The sequence below is a fragment of the Candidatus Zixiibacteriota bacterium genome (assembly GCA_017999435.1).
In the GTDB taxonomy this organism is placed as follows: Bacteria; Zixibacteria; MSB-5A5; order GN15; family FEB-12; genus JAGNLV01.
The window spans coordinates 461,243-484,992 of record JAGNLV010000002.1 but is presented as its reverse complement, the minus strand read 5'-3'; the positions used below and the strand labels follow the sequence as shown (position 1 = coordinate 484,992).

At 67.3% G+C, this 23,750-nt stretch carries 18 protein-coding genes and 1 tRNA gene; 12 read left to right on the top strand and 7 right to left on the bottom strand.

Going from position 1 to position 23,750, the window contains the following annotated elements:
* Positions 1–125 precede the first annotated feature (125 nt).
* Together KA261_07460 and KA261_07455 are read right to left on the bottom strand one after the other, a co-directional pair.
* A tRNA-Leu gene (locus tag KA261_07460) sits at positions 126–210 on the bottom strand.
* A gap of 119 nt (positions 211–329) precedes the next feature.
* Positions 330–1,532 (bottom strand): hypothetical protein, encoded by a 1,203-nt coding sequence (locus tag KA261_07455; GenBank protein MBP7697635.1) that lies wholly within the window; start codon positions 1,530–1,532, stop codon positions 330–332.
* Between the two features lie 289 nt (positions 1,533–1,821).
* Here KA261_07455 and KA261_07450 point away from each other — a divergent pair, with 289 nt between their 5' ends.
* The 7 genes from KA261_07450 (at position 1,822) to KA261_07420 (ending at position 8,900) form a co-directional block, all read left to right on the top strand.
* The gene (locus tag KA261_07450; GenBank protein ID MBP7697634.1) at positions 1,822–2,235 is read left to right on the top strand and encodes a hydrogenase maturation nickel metallochaperone HypA; all 414 of its coding nucleotides are present in this window, start codon (positions 1,822–1,824) and stop codon (positions 2,233–2,235) included.
* 2 nt (positions 2,236–2,237) lie between these two features.
* Entirely contained in the window at positions 2,238–2,909 is a 672-nt protein-coding gene (gene hypB, locus KA261_07445) for a hydrogenase nickel incorporation protein HypB (protein MBP7697633.1), read from the top strand.
* Positions 2,910–2,937: 28 nt separating this feature from the next.
* Positions 2,938–5,238, top strand: coding sequence for a carbamoyltransferase HypF (gene hypF / locus KA261_07440; GenBank protein ID MBP7697632.1), 2,301 nt, complete (start codon positions 2,938–2,940; stop codon positions 5,236–5,238).
* 9 nt (positions 5,239–5,247) lie between these two features.
* The gene (locus tag KA261_07435; GenBank protein MBP7697631.1) at positions 5,248–5,529 is read left to right on the top strand and encodes a HypC/HybG/HupF family hydrogenase formation chaperone; all 282 of its coding nucleotides are present in this window, start codon (positions 5,248–5,250) and stop codon (positions 5,527–5,529) included.
* A gap of 5 nt (positions 5,530–5,534) precedes the next feature.
* On the top strand, positions 5,535–6,632 hold the full coding sequence (gene hypD, locus KA261_07430) for a hydrogenase formation protein HypD (protein ID MBP7697630.1): 1,098 nt from the start codon (positions 5,535–5,537) through the stop codon (positions 6,630–6,632).
* Positions 6,633–6,645: 13 nt separating this feature from the next.
* Positions 6,646–7,710, top strand: coding sequence for a hydrogenase expression/formation protein HypE (hypE, locus tag KA261_07425; protein ID MBP7697629.1), 1,065 nt, complete (start codon positions 6,646–6,648; stop codon positions 7,708–7,710).
* 101 nt (positions 7,711–7,811) lie between these two features.
* On the top strand, positions 7,812–8,900 hold the full coding sequence (locus tag KA261_07420; GenBank protein MBP7697628.1) for a bifunctional transcriptional activator/DNA repair protein Ada: 1,089 nt from the start codon (positions 7,812–7,814) through the stop codon (positions 8,898–8,900).
* Here the strand turns inward: KA261_07420 and KA261_07415 are convergent.
* The 5 genes from KA261_07415 to gmd all read right to left on the bottom strand — a co-directional run bounded on the left by KA261_07415 (position 8,878) and on the right by gmd (position 15,597).
* A complete protein-coding gene (locus tag KA261_07415) occupies positions 8,878–10,320 on the bottom strand; it encodes an HD domain-containing protein (GenBank protein ID MBP7697627.1) in 1,443 nt (480 codons plus the stop codon). The genes KA261_07420 and KA261_07415 overlap by 23 nt on opposite strands.
* Positions 10,317–12,161 (bottom strand): HEAT repeat domain-containing protein, encoded by a 1,845-nt coding sequence (locus KA261_07410; protein ID MBP7697626.1) that lies wholly within the window; start codon positions 12,159–12,161, stop codon positions 10,317–10,319. Before KA261_07410 ends, KA261_07415 begins: the two co-directional genes overlap by 4 nt.
* A 129-nt stretch (positions 12,162–12,290) precedes the next feature.
* Positions 12,291–13,640, bottom strand: a complete 1,350-nt coding sequence (locus KA261_07405; GenBank protein MBP7697625.1) for a nucleotide sugar dehydrogenase — start codon at positions 13,638–13,640, stop codon at positions 12,291–12,293.
* Positions 13,641–13,659: 19 nt separating this feature from the next.
* Positions 13,660–14,628 (bottom strand): GDP-mannose 4,6-dehydratase, encoded by a 969-nt coding sequence (locus tag KA261_07400; protein ID MBP7697624.1) that lies wholly within the window; start codon positions 14,626–14,628, stop codon positions 13,660–13,662.
* 3 nt (positions 14,629–14,631) lie between these two features.
* Positions 14,632–15,597, bottom strand: a complete 966-nt coding sequence (gene gmd, locus KA261_07395; protein ID MBP7697623.1) for a GDP-mannose 4,6-dehydratase — start codon at positions 15,595–15,597, stop codon at positions 14,632–14,634.
* Positions 15,598–15,764: 167 nt separating this feature from the next.
* On the opposite strand from gmd, the gene KA261_07390 reads away from it, so the two are divergent.
* The 5 genes from KA261_07390 (at position 15,765) to KA261_07370 (ending at position 23,736) form a co-directional block, all read left to right on the top strand.
* The gene (locus tag KA261_07390; protein MBP7697622.1) at positions 15,765–16,748 is read left to right on the top strand and encodes a tetratricopeptide repeat protein; all 984 of its coding nucleotides are present in this window, start codon (positions 15,765–15,767) and stop codon (positions 16,746–16,748) included.
* A gap of 3 nt (positions 16,749–16,751) precedes the next feature.
* On the top strand, positions 16,752–18,824 hold the full coding sequence (locus KA261_07385; protein ID MBP7697621.1) for a tetratricopeptide repeat protein: 2,073 nt from the start codon (positions 16,752–16,754) through the stop codon (positions 18,822–18,824).
* Positions 18,797–20,824 carry a tetratricopeptide repeat protein gene (locus KA261_07380; GenBank protein ID MBP7697620.1) on the top strand — a complete coding sequence of 676 codons (2,028 nt, stop codon included), beginning with the start codon at positions 18,797–18,799 and terminating at the stop codon, positions 20,822–20,824. The genes KA261_07385 and KA261_07380 overlap by 28 nt, the downstream gene beginning before the upstream one ends.
* 56 nt (positions 20,825–20,880) lie before the next feature.
* Positions 20,881–22,632 (top strand): SpoIIE family protein phosphatase, encoded by a 1,752-nt coding sequence (locus tag KA261_07375; protein ID MBP7697619.1) that lies wholly within the window; start codon positions 20,881–20,883, stop codon positions 22,630–22,632.
* A gap of 87 nt (positions 22,633–22,719) precedes the next feature.
* Entirely contained in the window at positions 22,720–23,736 is a 1,017-nt protein-coding gene (locus KA261_07370) for a hypothetical protein (GenBank protein MBP7697618.1), read from the top strand.
* The last annotated feature ends 14 nt before the right edge of the window (positions 23,737–23,750 follow it).

The window sequence follows — 23,750 nt, the reverse complement described above, 5'->3', positions numbered from 1 at the left end:
GCGGCCGTCGCGGTTGCGCTTTCGGTCCGCCGGCGAGAACATCCGTGCCGGTTAAGGATGTCCGTTCCTGTAATGTCCGGGGCGTTCCTCCCGTTCCGGCAAATCGGCTGAGGGGACGCCGCGGCTGGTGCGAAAGGGGGGATTCGAACCCCCACTCCGGATGGAACTGGATCCTAAGTCCAGTGCGTCTACCAATTCCGCCACTTTCGCCTGCAATAACTTACGTTGGCTCCGGCCGAAGCGCAACCGGCTTTCTGGACAATTCCCGCGCCGCCGGAAGCTCGCGCCGGGAGTTCGCCAGTTAAGCCGCCGTGTCCTCGAACCGCCGCCTACGCCGCCCGCGCGTCGGCCCCCGGCCGTCGGCCCACCGGGCTTCTCCCGCGCCCTCGCCGCATGAACTCCACCCCGAGAAACACAGCCGTCAACGCCAGGTGGAGGGCGAAATACAGCCGGTTGCCATCCTGCCAGCGCCGGTATTCGAAGCTCGGAAAGAGCCCATGGGCCGCCAACAGCGAGCCGGCCAGGAGCAGTCCGAGCGCAATCGCCGTGCGGAGGGGGCCTGGAGCCGCCACTGCCCGCAGTTCTCCCAACCGGCGCCCGTTTTCCTCAATATATACGAGCACGAGCGGAATGAACAGCAACGCCGGCGGCAGCAGCAGGCGACTCTCCCTTATATGGCCAAAGAGAAGACCCGACACCAGGTACGCGCCGGCCGTCAACAGCGCCCCGAATCGCACCGCGTCGTACCAAGCGGGGCTCTCCTCCGGCCGGCGGAACGCCTGAGTCAGCCCCACCGGCCACAGGAAACCCAGCGACACGATCAGCGAGAACAGGGAGTCGCGCGTCCGCGCCCAGCTTTCGAAATTGAAGGCCAGCGACCACACGGGCGAGCCGCTGACCGCGCCGAGCACAGCCGCCCGGAACACGACCAGCACCGCGACCGGCGCCAGCGTCGCCAGAAGCGGGCGGGCAATCCCGACTTTCGGGTTGGTGCGGAACAGGAGGAACAGCACCGGCAGAAAGGCCGCGCTTGTCTCGCGGGCAATCATGGCTCCCGCAATGCAGGCCGCCGCCGGCCAGTACCGGCGACCCAGGGCAAAGGCCATCGCCGACGGGAGCAGGATGTAGCACCAGAAATCATCCCATGTCCACACCGGCTCGAAGTGGGCCAGGAACAATGGAAGCGACAGCAGCAGAATCACCATACCCGCCCGACTCCGTGCCGGGCTGAACTGCAGCGACCGAAGGAAATGGTAGAACGCCGGACCGGTGACGAAGAAGAGCGCGAACTGCAGAAGGAAAAACGCGCTCCGCACCGACAGCCCCGTCTGCTCCGCCAGGAAACCGACCACCGCCGTGGTCACCGGCCGCACCCGGAACACGTCAAAATCCCGGTGGTAGGCGAGCAAATCGTCCCAGGCCTCGGCGGAGAGATGGAACGAACTGGGACTGATCAGGTGGTTCAGCAGACTCAGTCCGGTCAGCAGCCCGGCAATCAACCAGACCGCGCGCGTTTCCGATGAACCTGACACCCGGATAGACCTCGTTCCCCTGTGATTTCGGCCCGACTCGCCGCCGCACCGCCACATGCCTGCAGCCGTACGGGCGAGTGATGATAGAGAGCGCCGGGCGCGCGCCGCAAGCAAAAACGGCGCAATCGGCCCGGCGCCGCCGCCCCCCCCGGCCTATCCGCCCGCCCGATCTCCTTGCCCCGCGCCGCCCCGTCGATTATCTTCCCTCTGAAATGGCGGTTCAACCGGCCGGGCAATCCCCCTTCGTAGTCAGGCCGACCGGTCCCCCCGCCTCAGGCGGAGCGCTGACGTGCACGAGCTTGGCATTGCCCAGTCAATTGTCGACAAGGTGCTGGCGAAAATGACGGCCGAGGGCTACCCGGAGATCGTCGCCATCGGACTCCGGATCGGCGCCCTGACCGACGTGGTCCCCGATGCCCTCACGTTCGGATTCGAATCGTCGGTCGTCGGCACCCCGCTGGCCCGAACCCGCCTGGCCATCGAAACCGTCCCGGTCGCCGGAGTCTGCGAGACCTGCGGCCGGACCTGCGCCGTCGAAGAGTTCCTGTTCGTCTGCCCGCACTGCGGCAGCCGCGACATACGGATGACGCAGGGAGACGAACTGGAAATCGCGTATATTGAAATACCGGAGCCGTCCCCGGAGATCCCGGGCGACAAGAAACCAGGCGGGCGGGAAAGCGGCCGCCCCGCACCGCAGGAGTGACGATGACGGAACGCGTTGAGGTCAAAGAGAAGGTGCTCTCCGAAAACGACCGGCTGGCCGCCGACCTGCGGCGGCAGCTGCGGGACCGGCGGGTGTTCGCCCTGAACCTCGTGAGTTCGCCGGGATCGGGCAAAACCAGCCTCCTGGAACGTACGCTGGCCGAGTTCAACGATACCATCCGGATTGCGGTGGTCGCCGGCGATGTGCAGACCGAGAACGACGCCAACCGCCTGAAAGCGGCCGGCGGGCGTATCGTCCGCCCTATCGTCACCGGCGGGCTGTGCCATCTCGATGCCCGCATGGTCACGAAAGCGGTCGCCGAAATCGACCTCGCCGCCCTCGACCTGCTTGTCGTCGAAAACGTCGGCAACCTGGTCTGCCCTTCGAGCTATGACCTCGGCGAGGACATGAAAGTTGTCGTCATCAGCACCACCGAAGGGGACGATAAGCCGCTGAAGTACCCCGGCATGTTCCGGCGGTCATCGGTGATGGTCGTGAACAAGATCGATCTCCTCGGCAGCTCCGATTTCACCCTGGCGAAAGTCAAGGAGAACGCCCTCTCGATCAACGGCAACCTGAAGATATTCGAGGTCTCCTGCCGGACCGGCGAGGGGTTGGACAAGTGGTACCAGTGGCTGCGGGATCAGGTGGCGGCCAGCAAGGCGTCTCCCTGAACCAAGCGGACTCGTCCGCGGGCCACTCATGCTGTCGGCGCAAGACATACAGAGACAACGGCTGACTGTGAACGGAGTCGTGCAGGGAGTCGGATTCCGCCCCTTCATTTACCGCCTGGCCCACCGGCTGGCGCTCGCCGGTTCGATCCGCAACGATGCGCGCGGCGTCCACATCGAGGTCGAGGGCCCCGCGGCGAAGCTCGACCAGTTCCGCCGGCTCCTGCGCGCCGAGGCCCCGGCGCTGGCCCGCATCGATTCCCTCCGCGTCGAGCCGCTGCCCCCGCGCGGGCAGAACGGCTTCTCGATCGAGCCGAGTCGGCACGGGGAGACGGCAGCCGCGCTCATCCCTCCGGATATCGCGGTGTGCGCCGACTGCCTGCGCGAGATGCATGATCCCTCCGACCGGCGCTACCGCTACCCGTTCACCAACTGCACCAACTGCGGTCCGCGCTTCACCATTGTCGAAGGCATCCCCTACGACCGGCCGAAAACGTCGATGAAGCGTTTCCCCATGTGCCCTGCCTGCGAGCGGGAATACCACGATCCGCTCGACCGGCGGTTTCACGCGCAGCCGGTCGCCTGCCCGGCCTGCGGCCCGCGACTGATCGCGCACGACGGCGCCCGCGAGCTGGCGGTCGCCGACCCGGTCGCCTGGGCCGTCGATCTGCTCGCCTCGGGCCGCATCCTCGCCCTGCGCGGCCTCGGCGGGTTCCACCTGGCGGTCGATGCGGCCAGCGAAGAGGCGGTCCGGCGCCTCCGCGACCGCAAGCAGCGGCAGCAGAAACCGTTCGCCCTGATGGCGCCCGATGTCGCGCGCGTGCGGAAATTCTGCGAGGTCTCGCCGGAAGAAGAGCAGCTCCTGACCGACGTGAGCCGCCCGATCGTGCTCCTGCGGCGGCGCCCCGGCGAAACCGCCATCGCCCCCTCGGTCGTCGACGACAACATGTACTACGGGTTCATGCTCCCCTACACACCTCTCCACCACCTCCTCCTGCACGATACTTTCGATGCCCTCGTCATGACGAGCGGCAACCGGGCCGAGGAACCGATAGTGACCGAGAACGCCGAGGCGCTCGCGCGGCTGGGGAATATCGCCGACGGATTCCTGCTGCACGACCGCGACATCCTCCAGCGCTGCGACGATTCCATTGTCCGGCGCCTGGCCGGCGGCACCCGCATCGTGCGCCGCGCCCGCGGGTACGTCCCCCTGTCGGTCCCTCTCCCGGTGCGGCTGGAGCGGCCGATCCTCGCGGTCGGCGGAGAATTGAAGAGCACGGTGGCGCTGGGCCGCGCCGACCAGGTCGTGCTCAGCCAGCACATCGGCGACCTCGATAACCCGGCCGCGCTCGCGTTTTTCGAGCACGCCCTCTCCCACCTGCAAAAACTGCTCGAGTGCGAACCCGAACTGATTGCCTGCGATCTCCACCCGGAGTACCTGTCGACCAAGTGGGCACACACCCAGCAGGCGCTCCCGGTGATCGGGGTCCAGCACCACCACGCCCACCTCGTGTCGGTCCTGGCAGATAACGGCTGCACCGAGCCGGCAATCGGGCTGATCCTCGACGGCAGCGGTTACGGGACCGACGGCACCATCTGGGGTGGCGAGGTCCTCATCGGCGACGCCGCCGCATTCCGGCGCTTTGCCTGGCTCGAACCGGTGCCGCTGCCGGGCGGCACGGTCGCCATCGAGCAGCCCTGGCGCATGGCGCTGAGCTATCTCAGCTATGCCTACGGGGGCGAGGCCCGGCGTTTCCCGCTCCCGCTGTTCGACCGCCTCGACAGCCTGCAGATCGACATCATCCTCGCGATGATCGACAAGGGCCTGAACAGCCCCCTGACCTCGAGTTGCGGGCGGTTATTTGACGGCGTCGCCGCCCTGGCGGGCCTGGCGCTCGAGAACACCTACGAGGCGCAGGCGGCGATCGCGCTGGAGATGGCCGCCACCCGGGCGGGCGGGGCGCTGCCCGATGTCGAACCGGCCGCGCCGCCGGCCGGCGGGGGTCCGCTCTCCTTCGCCCACCTGATCCGCGAGGTCGTCCGCCGCGTCCGCTCCGGCGATCCGGTCGAGCAGATCGCGGCGCAGTTTCACGCCGCGCTCGCGGAGCTGTTCGCCGGTGCCGCCCTCGCCGCCCGGGCCGCGACCGGCCTGACGACCGTCGCTCTCAGCGGCGGTGTCTGCCAGAACGCGCTCTTTTTCACCCGCCTCGCGCACCGGCTGGAAAACGCCGGCTTCCGCGTGCTCGCCCACCGCGAGGTACCCACCAACGACGGCGGCCTGGCGCTCGGACAGGCCGTGATCGCCGACGCCGTCCACCGTCGCACGAGCTGAGGAGTCGCCATGTGTCTCGCCATTCCCGGAAAAGTGATTGAGATTTTCGATGAAGACGGCCTGACGATGGGCCGGATCGACTACGCCGGGACGGTGCGCACCGCCTGTCTCGATTCGGTGCCCGAGGTGCGGGTGGGGCAGTACGTGCTCGTCCATGCCGGCTTCGCCCTCAACGTGCTCGACGAAGACGAGGCGCGCCGGACGCTCGATCTCTTCGATGAGATCGCCCGGCAGAACGCCGAGGAGGGGCTCGATCCGTTCGGGGAGCCCCTGCCGCCGGAGGCGCCGTGACCGGCCTGAAGTATCTCGATGAATTTCGGGATCCCCGGCGGGCCGCGGCCCTGCTCGGCGAGATCCGGCGCACCGTCACCCGACCCTGGGTGATCATGGAGATCTGCGGCGGCCAGACGCACTCGATCATCCGCAACGGCCTCGACCAGCTTTTGCCGCCGACGATCCGGCTCGTCCACGGTCCGGGGTGCCCGGTGTGCGTGACCTCGCTCGAGCTCATCGACCGCGCTCTGGCCATCGCCGCCCGCCCCGATGTGATCTTCGCCTCCTTCGGTGACATGTTGCGCGTGCCGGGATCGTCGAAAGACCTCCTGACCGTGAAATCCGAGGGTGGCGATGTTCGCATGGTGTATTCGCCGCTGGACGCCCTCCGTCTCGCCCGCGCGCACCGCGACCGACGGGTGGTGTTTTTCGCCGTGGGTTTCGAGACCACCGCCCCGGCGACCGCCACCGCCATCCGCCAGGCGCGCCGCGAGGGGCTGGACAACTTCCTGTTGCTGGTCGCCCACGTCCTCGTGCCGCCGGCGATGCGGGCGCTCCTCGAGGCGCCCGGCAACCGCGTGCAGGCGTACCTGGCCGCCGGCCACGTCTGCGCCGTCACCGGCTGGGAGGAGTACTGCCCGATCGCGGAGGGCTACCGCGTGCCGGTCGTGGTCACCGGCTTCGAGCCGGCGGACATTCTCGACGGCATCCTGGCCGCCGTGCGCCAGCTCGAGACCGGGCAGGCCCGGGTCGAGAACCGCTACGCGCGGGCTGTCCGGGAGCAGGGCAACCCGCACGCGCGCGCCGCCGTCGAGGCTGTGTACGAAGTGTGCGACCGGAAGTGGCGCGGGATCGGAACCATCCCGCAGAGCGGCTACCGCCTCCGCCCCGAATTCGCCGCCCATGACGCCGAGCGCATATTCCGGCTGGCCGATCTCGAGGTGCTCGAGCCCCCCGAATGCATCAGCGGCCTCGTTCTCCAGGGCCTGCGGCGGCCGGTCGATTGCCCGGCGTTCGCCCGGCGCTGCACACCGCAGACGCCGCTCGGCGCCACCATGGTGTCCTCCGAGGGCGCCTGCGCCGCCTACTACCGCTACCACCGCCGCGCGGCGGAAAGCTGAAGGGTTACCCGCTATGCCCGATGAACCTCTCCCCGAGCCGTCCTTCTCCTGCCCGCTGCCCCTCTCGGCCCCCGCGACCATCCAGTTGGCCCACGGCAGCGGCGGCCGGCTCGCCAACGACCTGATCGCGCGGCTCTTTGTCGAGGCTTTCGACAATCCGATGCTGCGGCGGCAGGATGACCAGGCCACGGTGGAAATCGACGGCCTGCGCCTCTCCTTCTCGACCGATTCCTTCGTCGTTGACCCGCTCTTCTTTCCCGGCGGCGACATCGGCGACCTGGCCGTGAACGGCACCGTCAACGACCTCTCCATGAACGGCGCGCGCCCGCTCTTTTTGAGCGCCGGGTTCATCATCGAGGAGGGGCTGCCGATCGCGGACCTGGCCCGCGTCGTGCAGTCCATGCGGAAGGCGGCGGCCGCCGCCGGCGTGCAGATCGTCACCGGCGACACCAAGGTCGTCAACCGGGGCAAAGGGGACAAGCTGTTCATCAACACGGCCGGGATCGGAGTCATTTCCCACCCCTACGACATCGGCGTCGACCGGCTCCGGCCGGGGGATCGCGTGTTGATCAGCGGGCCGCTCGGCAACCACGGCCTGGCGGTCCTCTCCCGGCGCGAGGGTCTCGCTTTCGAAAGCCCCATTGTCAGCGACACGGCCCCCCTCAACGGGCTCGTGGCCGCGCTGGTCGCCGGGGTTGGCGGCGCGCTCCACGCCATGCGCGATCCGACCCGCGGCGGGCTGGCCGCCACCCTCAACGAATTCGCCCGCGCCTCCCGGGTCGGCATCCGCCTGGTCGGGGCGCAGGTGCCGATCGACCCGCCCGTCGCCGGCGCCTGCGAGCTGCTCGGCCTCGACCCCCTCTACGTCGCCAACGAGGGCAAGCTGACGGCGGTGGTGAGCGCCGAGGCGGCCGATCGCGCCCTCGCCCTCATGCGCGCCCATCCGCTCGGCGCCAGGGCGGCGGTCATCGGCGAGGTCCACGCCGACCGGCCCGGAGAGGTGACCCTGCGGACCGTGCTCGGCACGGAGCGGATCGTCGACATGCCCGTGGGCGAGCAATTGCCGCGCATTTGCTGACGTCTCTTTCCGGAATTCCGTGCCCCGTTTTCGGATGCGCGAACGGCCCGCCCCCGTTACCTTGGGACAAAAAGCTTAACCGGAGATACGAACCACCGACCATGAGCCACCTGCCGCCTCCCGCCATCATGTACCGGGCGCTTCGCGACCGTGACGCCACCTTCGAGGGCGTCTTCTACGTCGGCGTCCGCACCACCGGCATCTTCTGCCGGCCCACCTGCCCGGCCCGCAAACCCAAAGAGGAGAACGTCCAGTTCTTCGCCTTCCCGCGGGAGGCGCTCCAGGCCGGGTATCGCCCCTGCGCCCGGTGCGCTCCGCTCGAGGTCGAGCGGCCCGCCCCGGCGCTGGTCCGCGCCCTGCGCAACCTGGTCGATGAGTCCCCCGGCGGGAAGATTTCCGGCGCCCTACTCCGCGCGCGCGGGATCGATCCTTCGACCGCCCGGCGGCAGTTCCAGCGCTACTACGGCATGACCTTCCACGCCTACCAGCGCGCCCGGCGCCTGGGCCTGGCGCTCCACGAAATCCGCCGGGGGGAATCGGTCATCGGGGCCCAGATCGACCACGGGTACGAGTCCGCCAGCGGCTTCTTCGAGGCCTTCCGGAACGCCTTCGGCGCACCGCCGAGCCGCCTCGAGACGGTGGCTTGCCTGTTCGCGCAGGCGATCGAGACGCCGCTCGGTCCGATGGTCGCGGTGGCCGACGACTCCGGGCTGCATCTGCTCGATTTTGTCGACCGCGGCGGGTGGCAGCAAACCGTCGGGAAGCTCCGGGAACGGTCGGCGACCGCGGTCGTCCCCGGTCCCCATCCGCACCTCGCCGCGGTGGCGGAGCAACTGAAGAGTTATTTCGAGGGGCGTTCGCTGGACTTCTCGGTCCCGCTCGTTCCGGACGGCACTCCCTTCGAACTGGCGGTCTGGTCGCTTCTGCAGACTATCCCGCCGGGGGCCGCCTGGTCATATGCGCAGATGGCCGCGCGGCTCGGCCGTCCGGCCGCCGTGCGCGCAGTCGGGCGGGCCAACAGCCGCAATCGCCTGGCCCTCGTGATCCCCTGCCATCGGGTGATTCGTGCGGACGGAACCCTGTGCGGGTACGGCGGCGGGATATGGCGCAAGCAGTGGCTGCTGGCCCATGAGCGGCGGGTGCTGTCGCGCCGGGAAACGAGTCCGGTTACTCCGGGCCCGACAGGATGAAGTCGCGAACCTTCAGGCCGTAGCGCTCCGGGTCGATCAGCCGGACGATGCGGCGGTTGATCTGATCGGCGCGGGCCAGATCGACCCACTCCGGTTCCGGCAGGAGGCCCTCCCGGTTGCCCACGATCTGGACATAGGGCCGGTCGTACAGCTCCGCATTAGCGGCCATGATCACCGCGATCTCATCCGTGCTCAACAGCGCCATGCTCCCGGCCGGGTAGATGCCCATCACCTCGTTGAACAGGGCGATCAGGATCGGATTGAATTTGGCCGTCATCTGGAACCGCATCTTCCGGATCACTTGATCCGGCGCCATCGCTTTCCGGAAATACACCCGGTCGGAGGTGAGGGCATCGAACGTGTCGGCGATCGTGATAATCTGCGAGTACAGGTTCAGCGGCCGGATGTCGTGGAGCAGGGGGTAGCCGGTGTAATCGGCGTTGATGTGGTGTTCGAACGCCCCGCGCGCCGCCCGCGCCGTGTGCTGGTCGAGCTTCATGCTGCGCAGGATCGTCTTGGCCCCCAGCGCCGGGTGCATCTGCATCTGGATCCAGTCGTTCTCATCGAACGAGTCCGGCTTGTTGATCAGGTCGCGGTCCAGCCGCACCTTCCCCGCGTCGTGGAAGAGCGCGGCAAAGCCGAGCTGTGACAGGCGCGGACGGTCGAGGCCCAGGCGGATCCCCAGAGTCAGCGAGTACACCGACACGTTGACCGAGTGGGCGTAGGTGTAGTCGTCGAAATCCTTGATGGCCGACAGCTCCACCAGCGAATCCTTGTCCTTCGACAGGTGGTCGATGAGCGCGTGCACGACCCTCCGGGTCTTGGCCAGATTGACATCGCGCTCCACGGCCGTGCGGGCGAGCAGTTCCGAGACTGCGGAGACGGCGCGGAAAAACGTCGTCCGCGCCTGGAGCCGGAGCTGGCGGCGCCGCTCCGCTTCGTCTTCGTCGTCTTCGTTTTCGTCCGGCAGCGCGAGGAGGAAGACGGTGGCGGGGATGTGGCGGTCGAGTTCCTCCTGCAGTTCCGCGAGACTCCGCCCGCGGGGCGTCAGCGCGGCCATGAAACTGAAAAACCCGCGCAGATGATCCTCGGTGACCTCCGGCAGGAAACGGACCCCGCCGATTCCGAGGGCCTCCCAGTCGGCGGTGACGGCGGCGGCCGCGCCGCTGGGGTCGGAGAAGCGGACGAAGCGCTCGTTGGTGAAATAGCGGCCCCGCACCGCCTTGATCGCCACCTCGGCATCGGCCTTCAGCCCCGGCTGGAGCAGCTCGAGAAAATGGGCGCACTGCTTCACGAACGCCTTGTTGGCCGGCTCCATGATTCGGGCGTTCCGGTACAGCACGAAGAAGGCGTTGACGAGCTTTTCGTCCCGTTCCGTTTCCGCCACCCGGGTTTTGCCGGTATCGACTGCGGTCGTCATGCCTCACCTCCGGTCGGCGCTTTGCGGCGGCTCAGACAGCGGGTCGCGCGCCGGCGGATATCCGGGCGCCACGAGCCGGTCAGGCGTTGCAGGAGCGCGCCCGCTTTCTCGCTCGGGTTCTGCTCGAGGGCATCGAATGCGGCCGCTCGGAAAAACGTCCGGATCGGATTCCGCGTCGGGTTGAAGCGGGCGATCAGCCGGGCCAGGTGCGGCACCGCCCGCTCTTTCCCCCGGCGCGAGTACGCCACCAGCAGCGCGATCTGGTCCTGGGGATCGAGTTGGCCGAACGATTCGGCCGTGACCGCTCCGGCGAGCGCCTCGAACGCGCCCGCCCCGGAACTCCCCATCAGCGCGGCCATCGCCTCCCGGTGAACTTCTTCGTCCGGGTCGAATACCAGCCGGCCGAGAATCTCGAGGGCTCCGGCGTGCTCTTTCCCCCGCACCGCCTCCACCAGCTCGATCCGCACCCGCCGGTCCTCGTGGGCGACCGCCTGTTTCAGGTGCTGGAGCGCCCGGTCGTCGCCGATGTGGCCGAGGATCATCACCGAATTCCGCACCACGTACCACCGTTTGTCGTACACACCCTTGGCGAGGATTTCCTCCTTGCCGCGGCCGTGATCCACCAGGTACCGGCAGAGCGTCTCGCGGTGGGGGCGGTGCTCCAGTTCGCCGAGTAGATCGGTCAGCGCGCTCAGGGCCTGCCAGTCGAACAGGTCGAGGTACCGCCGGAGGTCGCTCTCGGTGATCTCGGTGTGCTCGTTCAGCGCTTTGGCCAGGAGGCGCAGGCGCTCCCGGCTCCCGGCGGTCATGTAGATCCCTTCCAGCCGGTCGGCCCAGCGCGGCTTGGCTCCCCGGATGCGCTCTCCGAGATTCCTCAGGGACCGCAGCAGGAAGGCCGCATGCGCCACCTGGCCCTGGGCCACGAACTCGTTCAACATTTTCTCGCAGATGATCGCCGTCTCGTCGAATCCCTTGAGCGTGGTCTCCTGCATGAGCAGCTCGATGAGGAGGTGCGACGTTGACTCGTACAGGTTGAAGGCGGCATCCTGCGCCAGCAGTTGCTCCATCCGGGCCTGCTCGTCGGCGCTGAGGCTGTTCTCGCGGGAGAGGATGTCGCGCACGCTGGGCACCGGCACCGGGGGCAGATTGGACAGCCCCATGGCTTCCGCCGCCGCCTGCGCCCGGAGGCGGGCGGCCTCCTCCGGCTCAACCTCGAACACGCCGCCGGGTGTCAGGTGCCCGTCCACCGTCTCCGGCGCCGCTCTCCCCTCGAGCGCGTCTTCGCTCAGGAATATCGCTTCATACCCGTCGGGCGTATCGCCCCCTGCCCGGCGCCGCTCGTCCTCCCGGTGGAAGTACTCCTGGACGCGGAAACCGGCGTCATACTCGGCCAGGGCCACATCCTCCGCCGACTGGAACGAGAAACCCTCGGGCGCCGCTTCCCACAGAAGCGACGGGAGATCGCCGTGGCCCGCGGGCGCCGTGAGATAAGTCCGGATCGCTCCGAGCAGACGGTCGATGCTCGCCGCCGTCAGCCCCCGCTTGAAACTGAGTTCCGTGATGCCGGCGCTGAAAAAGATGGCGGCGAGATTGTCCTCCCGCGACTTGTCGCGGTGCACGATTTCCCCGTTGCGCAGAATGACCCCGTTGTCGACCCCCAGCCGGATCTCCCCCTGCTCCTCGAGCAGGTCGAGCAGCCGGCTGGCGAATGACTGCCGGAGCGACTGCGGGAGCGAATTCGTCTCCGGGTACATGCAGACAGCTTTGATCGTCCGCAGGAGATCCCGCAGGAGAACGGCGATTTCCTGATCCGGAGGGCGGTCGGTATTCGGTGTTTCCATCATCCTGCCGTTGGTTTTCTGATCACAGTATCGGCAGAATGCCCCGCCCGATTGACCGGCCGCCGGGCCGGTCAACGAAAAACCCGGCGGCGCCGGGTTTTCCGTCAAAGCCTCCGGTCGGTCAAGCGCTTACAGCACTTCGATCTTCTTCCGCCCGTTCCGCACTTTCCGGGTCGCGTTGCGGGTGTCGAATACCGCCTTGGCGTTGTCCACTATCCACTGGTAGTCGTACTGGGCGTGGTTGGTCACGATCACCACCAGGTCGGTCTTGCGCAGCAGCGCGGCCGTCAGCCGGGTGGACCGCCGGGCCGTCCCCTCCCACTGAATCGACGGGACGTGCGGGTCATTGAACACCACCCGCGCGCCGCGGTCCTCCAGCAGCTTGATGACGTCCAGCGCCGGCGACTCCCGCACATCCTTGATGTTCGCCTTGTAGGCGATCCCCAGCACGAGCACCGAGGACTTGTTGAGCGCCTTGGCGAACCGCTCGTTGAGCATCCTCATCACCCGGTCGACCACGTAGTGGGGCATCGAGGAGTTGATGTCCCCCGCCAGCTCGATGAACCGGGCATAGTAGTTCAGCGACTTCAGCTTCCACGCCAGGTAGTGGGGATCGATCGGGATGCAGTGCCCGCCGAGCCCCGGACCGGGATAGAACGGCATGAACCCGAAGGGCTTGGTCGCCGCCGCGTCGATGATCTCCCACACGTTCAGCCCGAGCCGGTCGCACATCAGCGCCACCTCGTTCACCAGGCCGATATTCACCGAGCGGAAAGTGTTCTCCAGCAGCTTGACCATCTCCGCCGCCTGGGTCGACGACACGGCGTAGATGTCCGGGATCGACTGCTCGTAGAATGTCTTGGCCACCTGGGTGCACTTGGGCGTGATCCCCCCGACCACCCGCGGCGTGTTTTTCGTCGTGAACCGCTGGTTCCCCGGATCCACCCGCTCGGGCGAGAAGGCGAGGAAGAAATCCTCCCCCGCTTTCATCCCCTTCTCCTGAAGCAGCGGCAGGATTAGGTCCTCCGTCGTGCCCGGATAAGTGGTCGATTCGAGCACGACGAGCGTCCCTTTGCGCATGAACTGCTTGACCGAGCCGACCGCGGCCAGGATAAACGACACGTCGGGATCTTTCGTCTTCGACAGCGGGGTCGGCACGCAGATCGAAATGGTGTCCATCTCGCCGAGAGCGCGGAAGTCGGTGGTGGCGCGGAACTTTTTGGCCGCCACCATGTCGGCCACCACGGCATCGGGCACGTCGTCGATGTCCGACCGTCCGCTGTTGAGCAGCCTGACTTTCGGCTCGGCAATGTCAAAACCGGTGACCTCAAACCCGGCGTGCACCAGCTCCACCGCCAGGGGCAGTCCGACGTAGCCCAGACCGATCACACCGGCCTTGGCTTTCTTGCTCGTGATCTTCTCCATAAGCTGCCGGTGACCGGACACGCCGGACTGCTTGGGAGCTGATTTCTTGGCCATACAGGATTACTCCATCACCTTATTCATTCTCGGCGGACAGACGTTCTTTCCAGTACGCGAACGTCTCCCGCAGCGTTTGCTTCAGACTGTATCGGTTGGCAAATCCGAGTTCTTCAACGGCCCGGCGGTTGGATCCGCGCAGGACGGGGATGTCGGCGGCGCGCCACTTTCCCCGGTCCACCGCGATGGCGACGGGTTTCGCCGTGAACCCGAGCAGGAGGCGGAGGACGGTCTCGATCGAGGTCGCCCGTCCGGAGCACAACTGGTAGACTTCGCCCGGGGCGCCGCGTTCGGCCAACAGGCGGTAACCGCGGACGATGTCGCGGACATCGCTGAAATCCCGCCGGGCCGCGAGATTCCCCACGCGCACCCGCGGGGGCTGCAGCCCCAGGTCAATGGCCGCCGCCTGACGGGCGAAATCGGCGATCACGAAAATCGGCGCCTGCCGCGGACCGCTGTGGTTGAACGACCGCGCCACCGTGACCGGAAGGCCGTAGCGGCGGAAATGCGAGCGGCAGAGATGCTCCCCGGCCGCCTTCGAAATGCCGTACGGCGAAGTGGGCGCGAGCGGATCCTTCTCGGTGAGCGTCTTGTCCCGAACCACTCCGTAGGCGTCGCAGGAACCCGCCCACACGAACTTCCGCAGCCGGCGGACCCGTCGCGCCGCCTCCAGCATGTTGAGCGTCCCCTCTACGTTCACCCGCAGCGTGAGGCGCTCCTGCTGCAGCGACTGGCTCACGCTGGCGAGCGCCGCCAGGTGAAAGATGTACTCCGGGCGGATCCGGCCGATTGTCCGGGCCGCCTGGTCCGCATCCGCGACGTCGAACGGCACCAGCCCCAGCTGCCCGCGGCAGCCCGCCAGATTGTCCAGCGGTTCGTCGGCATACACTCCCCCGGTCACCCGGTACCCGTGGGCCAGCAGTTCCTCCGCCAGCCAGGAGCCCGCAAACCCGGCGATTCCGGTTATGAACGCGGTCGGCTTGTTCATCGTCTATCGAAGAGTCTTTCGCAGCCGTTCCAGATCGGCCTCCACCATCATGCTCACGAGCCCGGCGAAAGTCACGCTCGGCTCCCACTTCAGTTCCCGGTGCGCCTTGCCCGCATCCCCGAGCAGCAGATCCACCTCGGCGGGGCGAACCAGGGCCGGATCCACCGAAACGTAGTCGCGGTAATCGAGGTCGGCGTGGGCGAAAGCCTGGGCGACAAAGTCGCGCACCGAGTGGGTCTGACCGGTGGCGATGACGTAGTCCGAGGCTTCCTCCTGCTGGAGCATCAGCCACATCGCCTTCACATAGTCCCCGGCGAATCCCCAGTCCCGCTTCGCCTCCAGATTCCCCAACGCCAGCTTGTCGGCCAGGCCGAGTTTGATGCGGGCCACCCCGTCGGTGATCTTCCGCGTCACGAACTCCAGCCCGCGGCGGGGCGACTCGTGGTTGAAGAGGATGCCTGAGGAGGCGTGAATGCCGTAACTCTCCCGGTAGTTCACCGTGATGAAGTGTCCGTAAACCTTGGCCACGCCATAGGGCGAGCGCGGATAAAACGGCGTCGTCTCCTTCTGCGGAACCTCCCGCACCTTGCCGAACATTTCCGATGACGACGCCTGGTAGAAGCGGATGCCCCGGTCCACCAGCCGGATGGCCTCGAGCACTTTGGTCACCCCGAGGGCGTCGAATTCCCCCGTCAACACCGGCTGGTCCCAGCTTGTCGGCACAAACGATTGGGCGGCAAGATTATAGACTTCGTTCGGGCGCTCCTCGGCAATGATCGATATGATCGACAACTGGTCCAGCAGATCCGCCTGGGCCAGCCGGATCCGGTCTTTGATGTGATTGATCCGCTCGAATGACTCGGTCGACGACCGGCGGACCATCCCGATCACCTCGTAGCCTTTGTCCAGGAGCAATTCGGCGAGGTAAGATCCGTCCTGCCCGGTAATGCCTGTAATGAGTGCTTTCATTCAGTCTGTCCCTTCTCGATGGCCGGCGCGTCTCGGTAGTGCGCGTGAATATAGGGGGGCGGTCCGGCCGCGTCAAATGGAAATGCCCGGCGCCCGATTTGCGGTGGCGGCGCCCGCTCCGGTCGATTATATTCCGTCCGCCACCGGATGCAAACCGAGGAGACGGCATGAAACACCTCGCCGCACTGACCGTGCTGTTCCTGGCGGCCTCCGCCGCCGCTGTCGAGATCAAACCACAAGGAGTACCCGTGACCTCTGGCGATGACATCACTGCCGACTCCCTGCTCCGCCAGGGGGACGCCGAGTTTCAGGCCCGCGACTATGCGGCCGCCCTGCGCACCTACCTGTCGGCCGTCGACCAGGCCCGCCGGGAGTTCAACCGCTCCGTCGAGACCGAGGCTCTCGCCCAGACGGCCCGCATGTGCCTCGTGCAGGACCGGAAAGAGGAGGGGCGGCCCTACCTCGAACAGGCTGCCGCCATCGCCGTGGATTCCGACCCCATGGGCTGGTCGCGTTACCTCGGCGTCCGGGGGCGGTACCAGTGGCAGGATTCCGAGCTCGCGGCCGCCCGCGAAACATTCGAACTCATGTTTGACTACTGCTCGGTCAACGCCCTGTTCGGCCGGGCCGTGGACGCCGCCCACATGGTCGCGATCGTCGCCGCGTCGCCCGAGGACCAGATCGCCTGGAACCGGCGGGGGATCGCCGCCGCCGAGGCGGCCGATGAAGAGCGCTGGCTCGGCCCCCTGTGGAACAACCTCGGCGGCACCTACTGGGACAACGGGCAGTTCGACAGCGCCCTGGCCTGCTATCTCAAAGCCCGCGACTACCACTGGCGCTTCTCCGATGAGACCGCCAAACTCTTCGCCGACTACCACGTCGGCATGACCTACCGCCACCTGGGAGACTACCGGGAGGCGCAGCAGTGGCTGCGCCCGGTGCTCGCCTGGGCCGAACGCCTTGACAACCGCGAAGCCATCGGACAGGCGTGCGAGGACCTCGGCGAGGCCCTGCTCGCCGAGGGCAAGCGCGCCGAAGGAACCGCGCTTTTGCGCCGCGCCCGCGACGCCTACCGCGCCGCCGGGTACGACCGCACCCGGCCGGAAATCTGGGACAACATCACCAGGCGCCTCAAGGAGCTGGGGGAGTAATTCGTGCCCGCGGCTTCCCCTCGCAAACCACACCGCCGTCCCCCCGCCGCCTCCCTCCGGCCCTTTCTCCTCGCCTACGCGTTCACCGTGATGGCCTTCTTCCTCCTCTCGTTCGTGCCCCACGGGCGCGTGTGGGGATTGAATTCGTGGGCCTGGCTGCCGCTGTGGGGACGGTTGCTGCTGCTGATCGCGGCCGCTGCCGCGCCTCTGGGAGCGCTCCGCCTTTCCGAACCGTCTGCGCCCGCGCCGGGCAGGCGGGGTGCATACGCGCTCGCCGCCGGCCTCGCCGGGATCGTCCTCTTCGCCGCGTTCCTGATTCTCCGCCAGCAAACCCACTTTCTCGGCGACGGCTACACGCTGCTGAAGTGGCTCGAGGAGGGGGGCGCCATCAACAAGATGAGGAACTTCGGCGCCCAGTTCACTCTCCTGCTGGCCGACCGCGTACTTCCGGGCGGCGCCCTCGAGGCCTTCCGCATCGTCGCCTGGACCTCCGGCGCCGTCGCCGTCGCCGCCGCGCTCACCGCGTCGGCGGCCCTCTTCTCCGAACTCCCGCGGCGGCTTCTGTTCGCGTGCGGCGTCCTCTCCGGCGGGTATGCGCTGCTCTTTTTCGGGTACGTCGAGAACTACGCCCTCTTTGTCCTCATGGTCCTCCTGTTCTGCTGGGCCGGGCTGCTGGCGGTGCGGGGCCGGATAAGTCCCTGGTGGATCCTCCTCCCGCAGGCGGGCGCGGTGTTCTTCCACGTCTTCGGCGTGACCCTCCTCCCGGCCGCCGCTTACGCGGTGCTACGGACCACTCCCCTCGGCCGCCGGGTTGCCCGTCTGCCTCTCGGCACGCGCGGCCTGATGATCGCCGGACTGGCCGCGGCCGGGCTGGCCGCCTTCGTCTGGTTCTACACCCACAGCTACTTCTTCCGGTTCACCTTCGTCCCGATCCTGCCGAACCGGTTCACCATCCGCGGTTACACCATGTTCTCGCTCTCCCACCTCGTCGACGTCGCCAACCTCCTGCTCATCCTGGCGCCGGCGCTGGGCCTTTTTGCGGTGGCCAAATTCCGCACCGGCGTGCGGCGCATCATCGCCGAGCCGTCGTTCCGGTTCCTCGGGCTCGCCGCCCTCGGCGCCCTGGGAGCGGCGTTCATCTTTGATCCCAAACTCGGGATGCCCCGCGACTGGGATCTCTTTTCGTACGGCGGCGTCCCCCTCACCATGGCCGGGATGCTCCTCCTGCTGGAGGGGCCGAAACCGCTGCCGAAACCCCAGGGACTCGCCGCCCTCGCCGTTGCGCTCGCCCTGCTGGCGCTTGTCCCCCGGGTGATCGTGCAGCACACGCCGCCGCTGGCCATTGCCCAGTTCGAGGCTTATCGCGACCTCGACCCGGTCCAGAACCGCAACGGCGCCATCTTCCTCGTCGACTACTACGAACGGCGCGGCGACACCGCCCGGGCGGAAGAATTGCGGACCGCCTGGCACAAGGCGCAGACCGACGAACCCCTCCTGATGCAGGGAAACGCCGCGCTTCAGTCGGGGGCCTTTCGCCGGGCGCTCGACCTCTACCGCGCCGCGCTCCGAGAAAACCCGGTCTACTGGGTCGCCTGGGCGAACCTCGGCGACGCCTACCTCCGCATGGGAAGGCGCGACAGCGCTCTGGAGATGTACCGCATTGCCGACGGCCTCAACCCGAGCAGCCCGATCATCCTGAGCAACCTCGGCCAGGCCTGGTACTTGAACGGACAGGCCGAGAAGGGCGTCGAACTGTGGCAACGCAGCGCGAGCCTCGATCCCGAATTCCTCCCCCCGCTCCGTTTCCTGGTCAACCACTACCGCACGAGCCGCGACCGGGACAACTACCTCGCCGTACTCGAGCGCATCGCCCGCCTCGACGGGGCGCCGGCCGACAACCTCGCCGCCCTCGCCGACTGGTACGTGCAGAGTAATCGCTTCGCCGACGCCGGCCGACTCTATGAACGGGCGCTGGCCGCCGGCCTCGACAGCGCCTACGTGTCCGAGATGATGGCCAAATACCCGGTTCTGCGGGAGGAGTTTCCGGCATGGCACACGACGAGCACCGCATTCTGACCTGGTCCCTGATCATTTTCGTGCTGACTCTTGCGGCGCACCTTGTCGCCGCGTCGCTTCCCGAAATGCGCCTCTGGGGGGCGGCGGCCTGGGCGCGCGTCGCTCCGGCCCTGTGGGCCGCGGCCGTTCTGTCCGCCCTCGTGCTCCTCGCCGCGTCGTTTCGTCTGCCCGCCGCCGGGCGCGCCCCGGCGGGCCGGCGCTACGTTCTCGCCGCCGCCGCCGCGGGACTGGCAACCGTCGCCCTGTTCTATCTCCTGCGCACCAAGGCGCACTTCCTCGGCGACGGCTACACCGCCCTGAGCCTCCTTGCCGACGACAGCCCGCTGATCAAGACGCGGGAAATCGGCGAATCGCTGGCGCACGCCTGGGTCAAGCGCCTGTCCGGTGCGGAGGGCGAGGCGGGGGCGTTGTTCAGTTTCCGGTTCATCTCGATCGCCGCCGGCGCGCTCCTCTTCGGCGCCGCCGCCTGGAGCGCCGCCCGCCTCTTCGACAGCGCCGCGCGGCGGGCGCTCTTTGTGGCCGGCGTCATGACCGGCGGCTACGCCCTCCTCTTTTTCGGCTACGTCGAGAACTACTCCCTCTTTGTCGCCTCGACCGGCATCTATGCCCTCGTCGGTCTGCTGGTGGTGCGCGGGCAGGTTGCCCGATGGTGGCTGCTGATCCCGCTCGCCGCCTCGGCGGCCTGCCATGTGCTCGGCGTCACCCTCCTGCCCAGCGCCGTCTACCTGCTGCTCGCCCCCACCCGCGCGGGCAAGCGTCTCCGCACGTGGCGGGTATCGCAACGCCTGACGGTGGGCGGTCTGCTTCTCCTGGTCGCTGGCTGGGCTGTCGTCGGCGTGCGGCAGTCGCACCTGTTTTTCCGCTACTCGCTCGTCCCGCCGTTCGAGGATGCCTTCACAATCGGCGGGTATACTCTCTTTTCACCCGCCCACCTGGCCGACCTGCTGAACCTGCTGGTGCTTCTGCTGCCTCCGGTGGGTCTGCTCGTCCTCGTCATCGTGAGCGCCGCCCGCTCCCGCCGCCTGGCCGCGCGCGACGCCGTCTTCCTCATCGTGCTCTCCCTCTCGGCGCTCGGCGCAGCCTTCATTTTTGACCCGAAACTCGGCATGCCCCGTGACTGGGACCTCTTCGCTTTCGCCGGAATCGCCCCCGCCGTGCTGCTCTATGTCCTGACTCTGGATCCCCAATCCCCCCTGCCGGGCGGCCTGCGTGTCGCCGCGATGGCTGTCGTCCTTTCGCTCTTTGCGCTGGGCGGCCGGCTGGTCGCCGCCAACGATCCTCCCATCCAGATCGCCCGTTTCAACGACTACCTGACGGTCGACCCGGAACGCGATCGCAACGCCCGCTATCTCCTGTTGACCTACTACAAAGACCGCGGCGACAGCGCCGCCGCCGACCGGGTGCGCGCCGAGTGGCGCGCCGCTTTCCCCCTCCGCGACAAACTGGACGAGGCGCAGCGCCTCCACCGTGAGGAGAAGCTGCCGGAAGCGACCGCCCTGTTCGAGCAGATTGTCCGCGAGGATCCGACGTATGCCGATGCCTGGGCCGGGCTGGGGTGGATGATGGTGCGCTACCGCGATTGGGACAGCGCCATTGCCTGTCTCGACATGTCGCTCGGTCTCAATCCCTACCACGCCGCCGCCTGTAGTAACCGCGGCCTGGCTCATCTGCAGCTCGGCCATGCCCAACAGGCGGCCCGGGATTTCGAGCGGTCCCTGTCGATCGACCCCAACGTCCCCGCCGTCATGTACAACCTCGCCGTCGCCTACCTGCGCTGCCGCCGCTACGAGGACGCCGGCAGAGTGATCGCCCGCATGGCGGCGATGCCGGACATGCTGGCCGGCGAACACCTGAAACTGTTCGAATGGTATGCCACCTATGGTCCTCTCCCGGCGGCGGTCGCGCAGCTCCGCTTCGCGATCGACAAGGGAGCCGATTCCGCGTACGTCCAGTACCTGCTGCAGCGTTTTCCGGACGCCGCGAAGGCCTTCCGGCGGTAGCCGCGGCCCCCGAATCCGGTTGACCGGAGCCGGTTGCGGTGCTACCTTTCGCCCCTATGACCAGTCCTGCCGACCATACCCGGACCGAAAAACTCCTCCTTGAGGCGGCCCGGATCTTCAACAGCACGCTCGAATACGAGAGCCTGATTGCCGAGGTGCTCCGCCTGGTCAACACGGCGCTCAATTCGGAGGGGGCGCTCCTGTTCCGGGTCGACCACGACCGGACCGACATCAAAATCCGGCTCGTGCGCGCCCGCGACAACGAGATGTTCCTGTTTCACCGCGACTTCGGCACCGGCATCATCGGCTGGGTCGCCCGCCACCGCGAACCGGAACTCGTCTACGATGCCACCGCCGACCCGCGCGTCGATCCGGAAATCGAAAGCCGCTTCGGCTCCCCGATCCGCTCCGTCGTGGTCGTCCCCCTGATCGGCCGCGGCCACATGATCGGCGTCGTCGAGGCGCTCAACAAGGTTGACGGCGTCTTCACGCCCGCCGACCTCGATATCCTCGTCGGCCTGGCCAACCAGATCGCCGTGGCCATCGACAACGCCCACCTCTACCGCGTCGCCCGCCGCGAAGCGCTCGAGAAGGAACTCCTCTTCGAGATCGGGAAAAAACTCTCCAGCTCGATCAGCCAGAAAGAGGTCATGCGGGAGATTCTCCACTCGGTCAAGCGGGCGATCGATTTCGACGCCGGCGGCGTGTTTGTCATCGAGCCGGCCAAAGACATCATCGGCGAGGTGTACACCGAGGGTTACGATGATCCCGGTTCGGAGGAGCGCGTCCTCGTCAAGACCGGCGAGGGGCTGATCGGCCATGTGACCGCTACCGGCGAGCCGGTGATTGTCCCCGATGTGTCGGTCGACCCGCGCTACATGAGCGCCCGCGAGACCACCCGGAGCGAGATTGTCGTCCCCATGCTCCTGAACAACCGCGTCGTCGGCGTCCTCAACCTCGAGAGCGACACCCCCGGCGCCTACCGGGTCGACAACCTCTCGCTTCTCCAGGCGTTTGCCGCCCAGGCCGCCGTCTCCCTCGACCGCGCCCGCCTGCACGAAGAAATCCTCGCCGCCAAGCGGCTCGAGGAGCAGCTCAAAATCGCCCGCGAAATCCAGCAGACCTTCCTGCCCGAGGACGACCCCACCATCCCCGGCTACGACGTTTCCGGCCGCAACGTCCCTTCCGGCCAGGTCGGCGGCGACTACTACGACTTCATCCACATCGTCGACTACCAGACCGGAATCGCCATCGCCGACGTGTCCGGCAAGGGGATCCCGGCCGCCCTCATCATGGCCTCGTTCCGCGCCTCGCTCATCGCCGAGATCCGCAACAACTACTCTATCCGCACGATCGCCGCCAAGGTCAACAACCTTGTCTACGAGTCGGTGAAAGCCGGCAGTTTCGTAACCGGCGTCTACGGCGTGCTCGACTCCCGCAACCACATTTTCACGTTCACCAACTGCGGCCACAACCTCCCCTTCCTGGTGCGCGCCGGAGGAGCCGTCGAGTACCTCCGCGAGGGGGGGCAGATCCTCGGGGTGTCGCCTAACGCGCAGTATGAGGAGCGCCCGATCTGGATCGGACCCGGCGACATCATCCTGCTCTATACCGACGGCGTGACCGAGGTTTTCACCGAGACCGGCGAGGAGTACGGGCTCCAGCGCCTGGTCAACCTCGTCCGCGACCACCGCGAGAAGACGTCGCAGGAACTTGTGGACATCATCCATGAGGCCGTCTCCCGGTGGGCGGGACCGAAAAAGCTGCCCGATGATTTCACCATGATCGTCCTTCGGCGGCGGGAGTAAACTTTTCGCTTTTCGGGCGTCCCCGCATGGGGTATCTTGGGACATTGACTATCCGACGACGATAACTGCTTCCTGAAGGAGGAGATCGTGAAAAAGTACACTCCGGTCGTGGGACTGCTCGCGCTCGGACTGCTGCTGTGCGCCGGGTGCGGCAGCGATGATGACGACGGGGGGGCGAACGGGCCGGCCCCGCTCCCGCGCATCGAGGCATTCACCCTGGTCAGCGATTCGCCGGTCCGCCGGCTGATCGATTCGCTCGGCACCGATTCCTGGACCGGCGTCGACAGCGTCATCGCCACGGTCGCGCCCACCAACGCCCCCAAGCTCACTCCGGGCGCGGGCGCCTCGCTGCCGACAACCGCCAAAGTCCAGGCGGTGCGGACATCCACCCACCTGTTCCTGCGCCTGCAGTGGGTCGACAACTCGTTTAGTTCCTACCCCGCCTACTGGACCGTCACCACCACCGGCCCCGGCGTCATCTTCAGCGGGCCCGCCCTCGACGAGGAAGATCAGGCGGTCGTGCTGTTCCAGTCGCCCACCGCCGGGCAGTATGACGTGTGGAACTGGAAGGTGCTCACGACCGGCGCGGCTCACATGGGCGAAGGCTACTCGCTCGCCGGCACGGTCTGGACCGAGGACGTGGTCGGCAGCGCACCGAGTGTTGAGCCGGCCATGCTGAACCGCCAAACCCAATTCACTGCGCCGGAGTGGCTGAGCAAGGACACCTGCGAGTTTGAGGGCCCCGTGCTGTATCTTGCCGACGCGTCAAATGACCCCGACTTGCGGCTTACCACCAACTGGACAATCGGCGACACGCTCCCCGGCTGGGTGATTGACTCTTCGATCGCCGCCGATTTCCGCACCGATGAGCAGCGGGGAAGCCGCTGGGACATTTTCGCCGGCGGCGCCTATGACCCGGATGGCGACATGTACTCGGTGGTGCTGGGACGCAAACTGAATACGACTTTCGAGGACGACCTCGATCTGTCCACCCTCGATTCCGTTCAGGTCATGCTCGGCTTCTACGACAACCAGAATGACCTCGCCCTCGGCGGGAGCCACCGCTCCTTCAGCCAGCGCTTCTGGTTGGTCCTCCCCCATTAGCGCGGCCATTCGGA

Bases quoted from the DNA above. Each gene is read 5' to 3' on its own strand.
- hypB (MBP7697633.1), top strand. From the start codon at position 2,238: ATGACGGAACGCGTTGAGGTCAAAGAGAAGGTGCTCTCCGAAAACGAC.
- hypF (MBP7697632.1), top strand. From the start codon at position 2,938: ATGCTGTCGGCGCAAGACATACAGAGACAACGGCTGACTGTGAACGGA.
- KA261_07435 (MBP7697631.1), top strand. From the start codon at position 5,248: ATGTGTCTCGCCATTCCCGGAAAAGTGATTGAGATTTTCGATGAAGAC.
- hypE (MBP7697629.1), top strand. From the start codon at position 6,646: ATGCCCGATGAACCTCTCCCCGAGCCGTCCTTCTCCTGCCCGCTGCCC.
- KA261_07420 (MBP7697628.1), top strand. From the start codon at position 7,812: ATGAGCCACCTGCCGCCTCCCGCCATCATGTACCGGGCGCTTCGCGAC.
- KA261_07415 (MBP7697627.1), bottom strand. From the start codon at position 10,320: ATGACGACCGCAGTCGATACCGGCAAAACCCGGGTGGCGGAAACGGAA.
- KA261_07410 (MBP7697626.1), bottom strand. From the start codon at position 12,161: ATGGAAACACCGAATACCGACCGCCCTCCGGATCAGGAAATCGCCGTT.
- KA261_07405 (MBP7697625.1), bottom strand. From the start codon at position 13,640: ATGGCCAAGAAATCAGCTCCCAAGCAGTCCGGCGTGTCCGGTCACCGG.
- KA261_07400 (MBP7697624.1), bottom strand. From the start codon at position 14,628: ATGAACAAGCCGACCGCGTTCATAACCGGAATCGCCGGGTTTGCGGGC.
- gmd (MBP7697623.1), bottom strand. From the start codon at position 15,597: ATGAAAGCACTCATTACAGGCATTACCGGGCAGGACGGATCTTACCTC.
- KA261_07390 (MBP7697622.1), top strand. From the start codon at position 15,765: ATGAAACACCTCGCCGCACTGACCGTGCTGTTCCTGGCGGCCTCCGCC.
- KA261_07380 (MBP7697620.1), top strand. From the start codon at position 18,797: ATGGCACACGACGAGCACCGCATTCTGACCTGGTCCCTGATCATTTTC.
- KA261_07375 (MBP7697619.1), top strand. From the start codon at position 20,881: ATGACCAGTCCTGCCGACCATACCCGGACCGAAAAACTCCTCCTTGAG.